We start from the raw sequence: 12,286 nt of genomic DNA, 5'->3' as shown, positions 1-12,286 counted from the left end.
TGATGCCGCATACGCAACAAACGCCTGCCGCCCGAGTCCTGGTCATCGAGGACGAGCCCGATCTGCTCGAAGCCATGGTGCGCTTCCTTCAACTCGAAGGGCTGCTGGCCGTGGGCGCCAGCAGCCTGAGATCGGCCGAACAGGTGCTGGCGACGCACGACTTCGACCTGCTGGTGCTGGACCTGGGCCTGCCTGACGGCGACGGTCGGGTCTGGCTGTCCCGGCAGACCGGCCTGCGCGACAAGGGCGTGATCATCACGACCGCACGCGGCGAGGCGACGGCCCGGATTTCCGGCGTCAGGGCCGGTGCCGATGTCTACCTGGTCAAGCCCGTCCAGCTGGAGGAGCTGACGGCGGTGATCCGCAATCTGCTGCGCCGGCTCAGGCCCGCCGCGCCCAAGGCCTGGGTGCTCGACATCCTGAGCTGGAGCCTGCTGTCGCCCGAGGGGCTGGCGGTCAAGCTGACCCATTCGGAGCAGACCCTGCTGACCCAGCTGGCTCGCGCGCCGGGCCGGTCGGTGTCGCGCCACGAGCTGACCGTCGCGCTCGGCCACGATCCGGAGCATTACGACCCGCGTCGGATGGAGATCCTGGTTCGCCGCCTGCGCAACAAGACCCGGGAGGCGCTGGGCCATGAGTTCCCGCTGGAGACGGCGCATCGTCAGGGCTATGCGTTCACGGCCCCGATCTCGATCCAAGGGGGCTAGCGCCTGCCGTCATGGGACGACGGTGGTCTCGTCGCTGCGGCTCTGGCCCTGATCATCGCGCCAGCAGATCCCGATTCTGTCACCGACTCTGGCCGCCTTGACCTCGAAGCTCAGGATGGGATCCCTCGCCACCCAGGGTCCCCACTCGGCCGTGAAGAGGGTCAGGCCGTTGTGCGTGGCACGGACCTCCCGCACGAAATGCGCGGCCACCCGCCGGCCCATGGCGTCCTGGCGCTGGCCGGACTCCATCTCGTGGCGGATCAGCACCCGCACCACGGCATGGTCACCGGCGGCCTGGGCGCGGATTCGGATCGGATCTGGCATGTCGGCGTCCTCGATGATGCGTTCGGATGGTGGCGGCGGCCGCGTGCGGCGGCGGCCGTTCAGGTGCCGCAAGCACCTTGCGTGACCTGGACTGGCTTGCGGGCGAAATAGGCCGCGCCGTCCGCGGTGATCGCAACGGCGTAGACCTCGGATGATTCAACCAGCTTGGCGCGGACGGTGAAGTTGGCCGCCACGCCCCGGCCAGGCCGGAACAAGGCCACCAGGGCCGTGGGGTTCTTTTCCACCAGGATCAGCAGCATGCTGATGTCGGCCAGCGAGCTGCTGACGCCCAGCGGCACCGAGGCGCCGTTGTCCGTGAAGTCGGGACCGCTGAGCGCGAGCAGCGGGCTTTCGATCGGGGTCCGGCTGCCCAGCGCCGCCAGCACCGCGTCGAGCTCGCTGGCCTCGAAGGCGGCGGCCTGATCGGCCCGGCCCGGGTGCGGGAACAGGCCCGTCAGCGCCAGCAAGCCCGCCACGGTGGCGCCGTGCCTGAGGATGGAGCGTCGGGTGGGCATGGCGCGGACTCCTTGGATCGATGGTCGGCTGGGTCATGTCGCCAGCCCCGTCAGTTGCAGGAAGGCGCTTTCCAGATCGCCAGCCCCGGTGCGCTGCAGACAGGTCGGGACATCGCCGTCGAACAGGAGCCGTCCGCGCTGCAGCACCAGCACGCGATCGGCCAGCACCGCTTCATCCACCAGGTGCGTGGTCCACAAGGCCGCCACCCCCGACTGACGGCAGAGGCTGACCACGGTCTGACTGAGTTGACGCCTGGAAACCGGGTCGAGACCGACGGTCGCCTCGTCCATCAGCAGCAAGCCAGGCTGATGCAGCATGGCCCGCACCAGCTCGACCTTGCGCCGGTTCCCCCCCGAGAGCGCACGCACCGGGCGGCTGGCATCGCTCCCGAGCCCGACGGCTTCGAGCCCGGCGCCGATGCGCGCGCGCGCGCTGCGCCGTGGCAGCCCATGCAGATCGGTATGGAACAGCAGGTTGGACTGCACCGACAGGTCCAGGTCGAGCGCGAACTGCTGGAACACCACGCCCAGGCGGGCCAACGCGCTCGGCGCGTCGGTCCGCATGTCGTGACCGAGCACGCATATGCGGCCCCGGTCGGGCACGAACAGTCCGGTGAGCAGCTGCATCAGCGTGGACTTGCCAGCCCCGTTGGGGCCCAGCAGCGCGACCATCTCGCCCGCCGCGATGGTCAGTTCGATGCCGGCCAGCGCGGTCTTGTCGCCGTACTGCTTGACGAGTCCAGCGACTTCGAGGACGGCCGGATTCATGAGTCGCCTTTCTGGCGCGGGGACGGATCGACCAGCAGCCGCATGCGTTCGAGCATGCGGCGCTCACGCAGGACCGCATCGGCCAGCGCCGCGCGGTAGTCGGCCGGACCGAGGTAGGCCGGCTCCTGATCGTAGCGCGCCAGCTCGGCCAGATGGCGCGGCGTGAACATGGCCTGGCGAAACGCCTGGTGCAGGATGTCGAGCGCGGCCACCGGCGTCGCGGCGGGAGCGGCCAGGCCCCAGGGCGAATGGTGGACCGCATGGCGAAAACCGAGCTCGCCCATGGTCGGAACCGTCGGCCAGCGCGGACTGCGGCGCTCGCCAAACAGCGCCAGCAGCCTGAGCTTGCCCTGATCGACCCAGGGCGCGAAGCCGGTCGAGTTCATGCCGGCCATGATGGTGCCGCTGGCCAGCGCCAGCATCTGGTCGGTGGTGCCCTTGTAGGGCACATGGGTGTAGCGTATGCCATGGTCGAGCAGCAACTCCTCCATCACCAGATGTGGCGTGGAGCCGATGCCGGTCGAGCCCAGCAGCAACTCGCCCGGATGCGCGGCGGCCCAGTCGAGCAGGTCGCTCACGCGCTTCCAGGGACTGGCGGCCGGCACCAGCAGGCCGAAGGTGGTGCCCGAGACCTGCAGGATGGGCGCGAGGTCGGTGACCGGATTCCAGGCCACGCGGTTCATGAGCGCATGACGGAACACGGTGACGGGCAACTGGCCGATGGTGTGGCCGTCGGGCACGGCCGCCTTGAGCAGCGGCGCCACCATGGTACCGGCGGCGCCAGGCCGGTTGGCGACGATGACCGGCTGGCCCAGGTGGGCGGCGGCCTCCTCGGCCAGCACGCGCAGCGACAGGTCGGTGCCGCCACCGGCCGACCAGGGCACGATCAGGGTGACCGGCTTGAGCGGCCAGGCGGGCGCGTCGGCCTGGGGCTCGACGGAGCGCGCCTGGCCAGTCCCCCAGCCGAGGCCGGCGCCGGCCAGTGTCAGCAGCCGCTGCAGGGCGGCGCGACGGGTGCGGTGTTGTTTGGTGTCGTTCATTCGGAGGCGTCTCTGGCTCGGGTCACGCTGTCACCAGCAGCAAGTCGCGTGCCTGTTCCGACACCCGTGCCGACTGCTCCAAAGTGCAACAGACTGAGGCGGCAAGGCGTGCGACCAGCCCGCCAGAGCCCTGGCACGGCGCTTGCTGTGACCAATCAGCCGTGACAGCCGTTACAGCCAGGCATGGCCGTCACGGGACCAGCCAACCAGGAGAGCACGAGATGACCCCCAGCGCCAAGCGCATTGACCAGCACGGCCCCGACCGCGGCGCGGCATCGGCAACAGGGCCACGCCAGCGCCTGGGCGCGCCGGGACTGGTCCTGCTGGGCGCGCTGGCCAGCGGCGGCGCGCTCGCGCAGTCGGTCTACGTGTCGAGCGAGAAGGACCACAAGGTGCTGCGCTTCGACAGCGCCGGCCAGCTGCAGTCCACGATCGAGGTCTGCCAGCGGCCGCGCGACCTGAAGCCCAGCGCCGACGGCCGCAGGATCTACGTCGTCTGCGGCGACAGCAACCAGATCGGCGTGATCGACCGCGTCGCCGGCAAACTGGTCGACCGGATCGCGGTGGCCGACAGCCCCGAGCTCATGTCGCTGAGCCCGGACGGCAAGACCGCCTATGTCTCGATCGAGGACGAGAGCGTGCTGGCCGCCTACGACCTCGCGAGCAAGAAGACGCTGTTCAAGATCAGGACCGGCGGCGAGCCCGAGGGCGTGCTGGTGGCGCCCGACGGCAAGACCGCCTACGTGACGTCCGAGGACGCCAACGTCGTGCACGTGATCGACCTGGTGGCGCGGAAGGTGGTCAAGGACATCCGGGCCGGCCAGCGCCCGCGCCGCCTCGCGCTCTCGCCGGACGGCAAGGAGCTCTGGGTCAGCAACGAGCTCAGCGCCAGCGTGAGCCTGATCGACACCGGCAGCCGCGGCGTCAAGGCGACGCTCAGGTTCGCCATCGAGGGCATGCGCGCCAGCGACATCACGCCGGTCGGCATCGTGCTCACGCGCGACGGCCGCACGGCCTGGGTCAGCCTGGGTCGGGCCAACCATGTCGCGGAGGTCGACGTCGCCAGCCGCCAGGTCAGGCGCACGGTGCTGGCGGGCAAGCGCGCCTGGGGCCTGGCGCTGAGCCCGGACGAGTCCACGCTCTACGTCACCAACGGCTTGTCGGACGACATGACGCTGATCGACACCCGAACTGGCAAGGCGATCCGCACCGTGGCGGCCGGTCGCGTGCCACACACGCCGCTGGCGCTGCGCTGAGTCAGGACGCCGAGGCAAGAAACGATGGACCACAGCATGCGCCCTGCCCCCGACAGCCCCGGCAGCTCCCACCGCACCCGCCGCGCCTGGCTGGGCGGCGCGATCGGAACGTTCGGAGCGTTCGCCACCCTCGCGCTGCCAGCCCTGGCGGCGGCGGGCAACGGCACGGCCACCAGGTCGGCGGCAGGCGCCGCGACGGTCGCGCTGATCGCGCTGGCGGACGACCCGCGCTACGCGGCGAGAAGGCTGGAGCGCGCCTACCCGGGTCATCCGGCGGGGCGCCTGCTCGACGCGGCACAGCTCGGAGCGGCCGACTCGGAGGTCACGCTGCGCGGCATCGGCAGGTCGATCCAGGTGCGCGACGTCCTGCTGCCCGACCTGGCGGCGTTGCCCGCGCGGCTGGCCCAGCTCAGGCAGGAGCGCGTCGGGTACTGGCTGCTCGACCTGCCGCCGGCCGCCATCGCGCAGGCGGTCGGGGCGGCGGGCGACGCGGCGCTGCTGTTCAACCTGAGCGCGCCACAGGACAGCCTGCGCGGCGCCGACTGCGCGGCGACGTTGCTGCACACCATGCCGAGCCAGGCCATGCTGCAGGATGCGCTCGCGCAATACCTCGCGGCCAGGTCCTGGCGCAAGGCCTGGGTGCTGCACGGTCCGGGCGCCGAGGATGATCAGCTGCTGCAGGCCTGGAACCGCGCGGCGGCGCGCTACGGCATCCGGAACGTCGGCGTCAAGCCGTTCAAGCTGTCGGGCGACCCACGCGAGCGCGACCTCGCCAACACGCGGCTGCTGACGTCGGACCGCGAGCATGACGTGGTCGTGGTGCTCGACACCGATGGCGAGTTCGCCCGCACCCTGCCCTATGCCACGCAGCAGCCGCGCCCGGTCGTCGGCAGCAACGGGCTGAGCGCGCTGGCCTGGCACCCGCAATGGGAGCGCAACGGCGGACCGCAGGTGTCACGGCGTTTTCGCAAGCTGGCCGGGCGGACCATGACGGGCCAGGACTGGTCGGCCTGGATCGCGGTGCGCTCGATCGCTGCCGTGCTGGTCGAGCAGCCGTCGAAGGGCGCTCTGGAGCAGGCGCGCGCGCTGCGCGGGGACTCGGTGTACCTCGACGGCGCCAAGGGGCCGCGCCTGTCCTACCGAGCCTGGGACGGCCAGCTGCGCCAGCCGGTCTTTCTGAGCCATGGCGACGGCGTGATCGGCGTCGCGCCGGTGGACGGCGTGCTGCACCCGCTCGAACAGCTCGACACGCTGGGCATCGACCGCCAGGAAAGCCGCTGCAAGGCGGCCCCCTGAAGAAGGATCCGCCATGACGCAAGACCCCCAATTCACGCGCCACCTGCTGCGCGCCGCGCGGGCCGTGATCGGCCGCGAGATCGGCAAGTTCATCCGCCAGCCCGCGCGCCTGGCCTCCGCGCTGGTCAGGCCGCTGCTCTGGATGGTCGTGTTCGCGGCCGGCTTTCACAACGTCTTCGGTGTCGCGATCATCCCGCCTTACGAGACCTATATCGAGTACAAGGTCTACATGGTGCCGGGGCTGCTGGGCATGATCGCGCTGTTCAACGGCATGCAGAGTTCGCTCTCGCTGGTCTACGACCGCGAGATGGGCATGATGCGCCTGCTGCTGACCGCCCCGCTGCCGCGCGGCTGGCTGCTGGCCTTCAAGCTGTTCGCCGGCACGGCGCTGTCGGTGCTGCAGATGGTGATCTTTCTGCTGATCGCGGCCCTGCTGGGGGTCGAATTCGAGCCGCTGCGGCTGCTCGCCACGCTGCCGGTGCTGGTGCTGGCCGCCGCGCTGCTGGCGGCGCTCGGGCTCATGCTCTCGGTCCATGTGCGCCAGCTGGAGAACTTCGCCGGCGCGATGAATTTCGTGATCTTCCCGATGTTCTTCATCAGCCCGGCGCTCTACCCGCTCTGGAAACTGGAGGAGGCCGGCGCCCATGTCCTGCATGCGCTGGCGCGCTACAACCCGTTCAGCCATGCCGTCGAGTCGATACGCTTCGCGCTCTGCGGCCAGCTCAACGGCCCGAGCCTGGCGGTACTGGCGGGCGGCACGGCGCTGTGCTTCGCGCTCGCGCTGCGCGGCTATGACCCGCAGCGCGGCTGGATGCGCCAGCGCGGCGCGCGCTAGCAATCGAACCAGGAGACGAGATGATCCAGCCCGACCTGCCCGCGCCACGAGCGCTGCCTGCTCAGCTTGCCCTACCCACTTTGGCCACCCTGCCCGGCCGATCGCGGCGACGCTGGCTGCGGCAAGGGGTCGAGGGCCTGCTCGGCGGCCTGGCGCTGACGCTAGTCGGTCGGCCCGGCACCGCCTTCGCCCAGGTGGACCACAGCGGTGGCGATCCGCTTGCATCGATGCAGTGGCCCCGGCTGCGCCACCAATTCATCGGCGACGAGCCCATGCAGTTCAACCCGGCCATCGAGGTCAAGGGTCCGCCGATGGCGGACGACGCGATGAGCGTTCCGCTGATCGTCGACGCGCGCCGCCTGCGCGGGCTGGGGCAGGAGATCGACCGCATCGTCATCGTCGCCGACCGCAACCCGGTGCAGCATATCGCGACCTTCATGCCGCGCAAGGCGCATCCGGTGCTGGCGCTGCGCTTTCGCCTGGAGCAGGCGTCGCCGGTGCGGGCGCTGGTCAGGACCGTCAGCGGACAATGGCATGTGGGGCAGACCTGGATCGACGCCGCTGGCGGCGGCTGCACCGTGCCGGGCACGAGCCGCAGCGACGGCAGCTGGGCGCGCACGCTCAACCAGGTGCAGGCCCGCCTATTCCCCGATATCCTGCAGGGTCGCGGTGCGCGGCTGCGGCTGCGGGTGATGCACCCGATGGACACCGGCCTGGTCGCGGGCATTCCGGCCTTCCATATCGAGGAGCTGGAGCTGCGCGACAGCGCGCGGCAGCTCTGGTGGCGCATCGAGCTGCACGAGCCGATGTCGGAGAACCCGCTGCTGACCTTCGAGCTCGAACAGCGCCCGCCAGGTCCCCTGACCCTGCGAGGGCGCGACAACAATGGCAACCGGATCGAGCAGGAGGTCAAGGGATGAGCAGCGCCGCCAGCCATCCGATCCGGATTCGCCACTGGTGGCTGTGCTGCCTGCTGGCTCTGCAGTCGGCCAGCGCGATCGCGCAGCCGGGCCATGACTCCGCCACGCAAGCCACCGCGCAAGCCGCTACACAAGCCGCCGGCCTCGACTACCGGCTCCAGCCGCGCCAGATCGCCGCCGACACCTGGGTGCTGGAAGGCGCGGTCGAGGACTTCTCGCGCGCCAACGGCTGCAACATCATCAATACCGCCTTCATCGCGACGGCGCAGGGCACCTGGGTCATCAACACCGGGCCATCGCGCCGCTACGGCGAGCAGCAGCGCGACGCGGTGCGGCGCGCGACGCCACGGCCGGTGGTGCAGGTGCTCAATCTCAACCTGCACCCGGACTATTTTCTAGGCAACCAGGCCTGGCGGGATGTGCCCACGCGGGCGCTGGCCGGATCGATCGCCGGCCAGCGCGCCGAGGGCAAGGCCTACGAGGACAACCTGTTCCGCCTCTGCGGCGACTGGATGAAGGGCACCGAACACCAGCCGGCGACGCAGGCGATCGAGCCCGGCCTCCTGCGGTTCGGCGGCCACCGGATCGAGCTGCTGCGCCTGTCGGGCCACACGGGCGATGACCTGGTGCTGATCGACCAGGACAGCGGCGTGCTGTTCGCCGGCGGCCTGGTGTTCGTCGACCGGGTCCCGACGACGCCACACGCCGACCTCGTGCAATGGCTCGCCAGCCTGGACCAGCTGGAGCAGCTCGCGCGCGCGCGGGGCATCGAGACACTGGTGCCCAGCCACGGCCCGGTGCAGCGCGGGCTCGGGGGCATCGAGCAGACGCGCGACTGGCTGCGCTGGCTGCGCGCCACGCTGAGCGAGAGCGCCGAGCGCGGCCTCGACCTCGGCGAGGTGATCAGGCTGCCGATCCCGCGGCGCTTTGCGCATTGGGCCGCGCAGCCGGCCGAATTCATCCGCTCGGTCCATCACCTCTACCCCGCCTACGAGCGACAGGCGCTCGGTGGCACGAACATCACGGCACAGTGATTCAAATCTGAACAGTGTGACAAGGCGCGGACTGTCACATTGAGCAAAAAGTCTCCCGTCAGGGCTGGCATGTGAATTGCGTTTAAGGAATCGACTCGCGGCATCGTGGCCTTGACGCGGTGCGGGTCGATTTCCAAAGAGCAACCACAGCAAGCAGGAGACTGAACGTGAAAAGAAAACTACTGAGCCTTCTGGTCCTGGCCGCCGCTTCGCAGGCGGGCGCCCAGGTCAGCGACGAGATGATCGCCAAGGACGCCTCGACTCCCGACAACGTGCTGAGCTGGGGCCTGGGCACGCAGGGCCAGCGCTTCTCCCCGTTGACCGACATCAACACCAAGACGATCAAGCGCCTGACGCCGGTCTGGTCGATGTCGTTTGGCGGCGAGAAGCAGCGCGGCCAGCAGTCGCAGCCACTGGTGTACGACGGCGTGATGTACGTGACCGCCTCGTACTCGCGCATCTTCGCGGTCGACGTCAAGACCGGCAAGAAGCTCTGGAAGTACGAACACCGTCTGCCCGAGGGCATCATGCCCTGCTGCGACGTGATCAACCGCGGCGCCGCCCTGCATGAGGACCTCGTGATCTTCGGCACGCTCGACGCCCAGCTCGTCGCGCTCAACCGCAAGACCGGCAAGGTCGCCTGGCGCGAGAAGATCGACGACTACTCCGCCGGCTACAGCTACACCGCCGCGCCGCTGATCGCCGAGGGCCTGCTGCTGACCGGCGTCTCGGGCGGCGAGTTCGGCGTGGTGGGACGGGTCGAGGCACGCAACCCCAAGACCGGCAAGATGGTCTGGAGCCGCCCGATGGTCGAAGGCCACATGGGCTACAAGGACGGCCAGGAAAACGGCATCACCGGCACCACCAACGCGACCTGGCCGGGCGAGACCTGGAAGACCGGGGGCGCCGCCACCTGGCTCGGCGGAACCTACGACCCGAGCACCGGCCTGGCCTACTTCGGCACCGGCAACCCGGGTCCGTGGAACAGCCATGTGCGCAAGGGCGACAACCTGTACTCGGCCTCGACCGTGGCGATCGATGTCAAGACCGGCCAGATCAAGTGGCACTACCAGTCCACGCCCAACGATGGCTGGGACTACGACGGTGTCAACGAGTTCGTCACTTTCGACATGGACGGCAAGCGCGTCGGCGCCAAGGCCGACCGCAACGGCTACTTCTACGTCAACGACGCGACGACCGGCAAGCTGCTCAATGCCTTCCCCTTCGTGACCAAGACCACCTGGGCCGATGGCATCGACCTCAAGACGGGCCGGCCCAACTTCGTGCCCGAAGTCCGCCCCGGCGATCCCACCGCCAGCGACGACGGCAAGAAGGGCAAGGCAGCGTTCGCGGCCCCGGGCTTCCTGGGCGGCAAGAACCAGATGCCGATGGCCTACAGCCCCAAGACCCAACTGTTCTACGTCCCCTCCAACGAATGGGGCATGGAAATCTGGAACGAGCCGATCACCTACAAGAAGGGCGCGGCCTACCTCGGCGCGGGCTTCACGATCAAGCCGCTCTACGACGACTACATCGGCGCGCTGCGCGCGGTCAACCCCAAGACCGGCAAGGTCGAGTGGGAGGTCAAGAACGAGGCGCCGCTGTGGGGCGGCGTGCTGACGACCGCCGGCGACCTGGTGTTCTGGGGCACCCCGGAGGGCTACCTGAAGGCAGCGGACGCCAAGACCGGCAAGGTCGTCTGGCAGTTCCAGACCGGCTCGGGCATCGTCGCGCCTCCGATCACCTGGAAGCAGGACGGCGAGCAGTATGTGACCGTCGTCTCGGGCTGGGGCGGCGCGGTGCCGCTGTGGGGCGGTGAAGTGGCCAAGAAGGTCAACCTGCTCGAGCAAGGCGGCTCGGTCTGGACCTTCAAGCTGATGAAGTGAGCCGGGCGGTGCGGCGCCTGATCCCGCGCCTTGCGCTGACTGGCGCCGCCGCCGCGATTTAAGTGGGTAAGCGCCGGACCGCGAGCGCGGCCGGCGCGACAAGGAGAAGACATGAAAAAATGGGGCATGACGCAACGGGCCTGGGCGCTGGGCGTCGGCATGGCGCTGAGCGCCGGGATGGCCGCAGCGGCACCGGACCAGTCCACCTTCACGCCATTGATGCAGGCCAACGGGTGCGCATCCTGCCATTCGGTCAACGAGAAAATCGTCGGCCCGGCATTCCAGACCGTCGCGGCCAAATACGCCGGCGACAAGGACGCGGCCGCGTCGCTGATGCAGAGCATCCAGAACGGCTCGCGCGGAAAATGGGGCCGCATACCGATGCCCGCCCATCCCAGCCTGTCACAGGCCGAACTCAAGGAGCTCGCGACCTGGGTGCTGGCGCAAAAGCCCTGAAAAGCACTGAACAGCCCGTGCTGTCGGGCCTGCCATGCATACGCCATGACCGGGCCGCCGGTCTGCTCAAGCCGGGCCACGACCAGCGACCCGGCTTGAGCGCGTCGATCAGAAGAAGAAGATGCCGCCGAGGGACAGGTTGTTCTGCTTGGCCGAGTGGCCGTTGAAGGCCTTGGAGGTGGTTTCACCCAGTTCGCCGACCAGCGTCAGGTTCTTGGTCAGCTGGTAGTACAAGCCGCCGGTCACGTTCTGGTTGGACTGCAAGGCAGTGCCCGTGCCGTCGTCGTTCTTGCTCTTGCCCCAGCCCAGGCCGAGCTTGACGCGCTCGCTGGCCTGGTAAGTGCCTTGCAGGAAGGTGTTGCTGGTCTTGTGGTTGCCCTGGTCCCCGTCGGCCAGGATGCCCAGGCCCTTGCCGGACTGGAAGGTGGCGACCGCGCCGAAGGGGCCGGAAGTCACCGAGGCACCGATCTCGGTGGCGTTCATGGTGTAGCGGTCAGGGGCGTCGAACTGCTGCGACTTCAGGCTCGCCCAGGCCTTGTAGCCCTGGCCGGCGTAGGTCGCGCGCGCCTGCAGCTGGGGCGTGTCGGCGGCGCTGCTGTTGCCGTCGACCGGGCTCATCACGCCCACATCCACCGTCACGCCCGACAGGCTCGGGGTGGAGTAAGCCACCTGGCCATAGGTGCCCGGGTAGACCATGCCGGCGCCCAGATGGCCCAGGGAGACCCGGCCGTTCTGCGTCGCCTTGGTGGCCGCGCCCACGCCCAGCAGGGTCATGTCGCTGAGCACCGGGGTCAGGCCGAACAGGCCATAGTCGCGGCCCAGCTTGACGGTGCCCATCTCGGCGTTGCCGAAGGTCACGAAGGCATGGCGCACATCGACCACGCTGTTCTGGCCGATGGCGCTGTTGGTGGCGGTGGCCACGCCCATGCCGATCGTGGTGCCGATGTCGTAGCCGTCCTGGCGGGTCTTGGCGCCGACGGTGAGCATGGACGGCAGCAGGCCATTGCCGATCACGGTGCTGGCATCCTTGCCGCCGCAAGCCAGGGCGGCGTCCCCCAGCGCGGTGCCCGTCACCGTGCCCGCGGGCTGATCGCAGCTGGCATGGGTGTAGAAGGCATTGATGTTGCCACCCACCGTGACCGTCCAGTCCCCGGCGGTCAGCTCCACGGCGTGGGCGGCGGGGAAAGCGGCGATGGCCAATGCGGCGGCAGTGAATTTCATCTTCATGGTTGTCTCCAGGCAATTGAAT

At 69.3% G+C, this 12,286-nt stretch carries 13 protein-coding genes; 8 read left to right on the top strand and 5 right to left on the bottom strand.

Features of this window, described 5'->3' with window-relative positions:
• Positions 1 to 2 precede the first annotated feature (2 nt).
• Complete coding sequence (locus PHR85_RS02615; protein WP_300050029.1) at positions 3 to 707, top strand: response regulator transcription factor; 705 nt, start codon at positions 3 to 5, stop codon at positions 705 to 707.
• A gap of 9 nt (positions 708 to 716) precedes the next feature.
• Here the strand turns inward: PHR85_RS02615 and soxZ are convergent, their stop codons facing one another.
• Genes soxZ through PHR85_RS02595 form a run of 4 tightly spaced genes read right to left on the bottom strand, consistent with a single transcriptional unit; the run spans position 717 to position 3,354 of the window.
• The gene (gene soxZ / locus PHR85_RS02610) at positions 717 to 1,031 is read right to left on the bottom strand and encodes a thiosulfate oxidation carrier complex protein SoxZ (protein ID WP_300050027.1); all 315 of its coding nucleotides are present in this window, start codon (positions 1,029 to 1,031) and stop codon (positions 717 to 719) included.
• A 59-nt stretch (positions 1,032 to 1,090) separates the two neighbouring features.
• Positions 1,091 to 1,546 (bottom strand): thiosulfate oxidation carrier protein SoxY, encoded by a 456-nt coding sequence (locus tag PHR85_RS02605; RefSeq protein WP_300050026.1) that lies wholly within the window; start codon positions 1,544 to 1,546, stop codon positions 1,091 to 1,093.
• Between the two features lie 33 nt (positions 1,547 to 1,579).
• The gene (locus PHR85_RS02600; protein WP_300050025.1) at positions 1,580 to 2,314 is read right to left on the bottom strand and encodes an ATP-binding cassette domain-containing protein; all 735 of its coding nucleotides are present in this window, start codon (positions 2,312 to 2,314) and stop codon (positions 1,580 to 1,582) included.
• The gene (locus PHR85_RS02595) at positions 2,311 to 3,354 is read right to left on the bottom strand and encodes a tripartite tricarboxylate transporter substrate binding protein (RefSeq protein WP_300050023.1); all 1,044 of its coding nucleotides are present in this window, start codon (positions 3,352 to 3,354) and stop codon (positions 2,311 to 2,313) included. The genes PHR85_RS02600 and PHR85_RS02595 overlap by 4 nt, the downstream gene beginning before the upstream one ends.
• A 221-nt stretch (positions 3,355 to 3,575) precedes the next feature.
• Here PHR85_RS02595 and PHR85_RS02590 point away from each other — a divergent pair, with 221 nt between their 5' ends.
• From PHR85_RS02590 to PHR85_RS02560, 7 genes are all read left to right on the top strand, one after another.
• Entirely contained in the window at positions 3,576 to 4,610 is a 1,035-nt protein-coding gene (locus tag PHR85_RS02590; protein ID WP_300050019.1) for a beta-propeller fold lactonase family protein, read from the top strand.
• 36 nt (positions 4,611 to 4,646) lie between these two features.
• Entirely contained in the window at positions 4,647 to 5,906 is a 1,260-nt protein-coding gene (locus PHR85_RS02585) for a branched-chain amino acid ABC transporter substrate-binding protein (protein WP_300050016.1), read from the top strand.
• A gap of 13 nt (positions 5,907 to 5,919) precedes the next feature.
• A complete protein-coding gene (locus PHR85_RS02580; RefSeq protein WP_300050013.1) occupies positions 5,920 to 6,741 on the top strand; it encodes an ABC transporter permease in 822 nt (273 codons plus the stop codon).
• 20 nt (positions 6,742 to 6,761) lie between these two features.
• The gene (locus PHR85_RS02575) at positions 6,762 to 7,661 is read left to right on the top strand and encodes a quinoprotein dehydrogenase-associated SoxYZ-like carrier (protein ID WP_300050011.1); all 900 of its coding nucleotides are present in this window, start codon (positions 6,762 to 6,764) and stop codon (positions 7,659 to 7,661) included.
• A complete protein-coding gene (locus tag PHR85_RS02570) occupies positions 7,658 to 8,695 on the top strand; it encodes a quinoprotein relay system zinc metallohydrolase 1 (RefSeq protein WP_300050009.1) in 1,038 nt (345 codons plus the stop codon). The genes PHR85_RS02575 and PHR85_RS02570 overlap by 4 nt, the downstream gene beginning before the upstream one ends.
• A gap of 167 nt (positions 8,696 to 8,862) precedes the next feature.
• Complete coding sequence (locus PHR85_RS02565) at positions 8,863 to 10,581, top strand: PQQ-dependent methanol/ethanol family dehydrogenase (protein ID WP_300050006.1); 1,719 nt, start codon at positions 8,863 to 8,865, stop codon at positions 10,579 to 10,581.
• Between the two features lie 111 nt (positions 10,582 to 10,692).
• Complete coding sequence (locus tag PHR85_RS02560; protein ID WP_300050004.1) at positions 10,693 to 11,037, top strand: c-type cytochrome; 345 nt, start codon at positions 10,693 to 10,695, stop codon at positions 11,035 to 11,037.
• Positions 11,038 to 11,145: 108 nt separating this feature from the next.
• Here PHR85_RS02560 and PHR85_RS02555 read toward each other — a convergent pair whose 3' ends face one another.
• A complete protein-coding gene (locus PHR85_RS02555; protein ID WP_300050002.1) occupies positions 11,146 to 12,264 on the bottom strand; it encodes a porin in 1,119 nt (372 codons plus the stop codon).
• Positions 12,265 to 12,286 lie beyond the last annotated feature (22 nt).

The organism is Malikia sp. (genome assembly GCF_028687635.1).
GTDB lineage: Bacteria > Pseudomonadota > Gammaproteobacteria > Burkholderiales > Burkholderiaceae_C > Malikia.
The sequence above is the reverse complement of the archived record's forward strand: the minus strand, read 5'-3'. Positions and strand labels throughout refer to the sequence as shown.

What these genes read in the sequence shown, in the direction of transcription:
- PHR85_RS02595 (WP_300050023.1), bottom strand. Translation starts at nt 3,354, where the DNA reads ATGAACGACACCAAACAACACCGCACCCGTCGCGCCGCCCTGCAGCGG.
- PHR85_RS02590 (WP_300050019.1), top strand. Translation starts at nt 3,576, where the DNA reads ATGACCCCCAGCGCCAAGCGCATTGACCAGCACGGCCCCGACCGCGGC.
- PHR85_RS02615 (WP_300050029.1), top strand. Translation starts at nt 3, where the DNA reads ATGCCGCATACGCAACAAACGCCTGCCGCCCGAGTCCTGGTCATCGAG.
- soxZ (WP_300050027.1), bottom strand. Translation starts at nt 1,031, where the DNA reads ATGCCAGATCCGATCCGAATCCGCGCCCAGGCCGCCGGTGACCATGCC.
- PHR85_RS02560 (WP_300050004.1), top strand. Translation starts at nt 10,693, where the DNA reads ATGAAAAAATGGGGCATGACGCAACGGGCCTGGGCGCTGGGCGTCGGC.
- PHR85_RS02555 (WP_300050002.1), bottom strand. Translation starts at nt 12,264, where the DNA reads ATGAAGATGAAATTCACTGCCGCCGCATTGGCCATCGCCGCTTTCCCC.
- PHR85_RS02570 (WP_300050009.1), top strand. Translation starts at nt 7,658, where the DNA reads ATGAGCAGCGCCGCCAGCCATCCGATCCGGATTCGCCACTGGTGGCTG.
- PHR85_RS02605 (WP_300050026.1), bottom strand. Translation starts at nt 1,546, where the DNA reads ATGCCCACCCGACGCTCCATCCTCAGGCACGGCGCCACCGTGGCGGGC.
- PHR85_RS02575 (WP_300050011.1), top strand. Translation starts at nt 6,762, where the DNA reads ATGATCCAGCCCGACCTGCCCGCGCCACGAGCGCTGCCTGCTCAGCTT.
- PHR85_RS02585 (WP_300050016.1), top strand. Translation starts at nt 4,647, where the DNA reads ATGCGCCCTGCCCCCGACAGCCCCGGCAGCTCCCACCGCACCCGCCGC.
- PHR85_RS02600 (WP_300050025.1), bottom strand. Translation starts at nt 2,314, where the DNA reads ATGAATCCGGCCGTCCTCGAAGTCGCTGGACTCGTCAAGCAGTACGGC.
- PHR85_RS02580 (WP_300050013.1), top strand. Translation starts at nt 5,920, where the DNA reads ATGACGCAAGACCCCCAATTCACGCGCCACCTGCTGCGCGCCGCGCGG.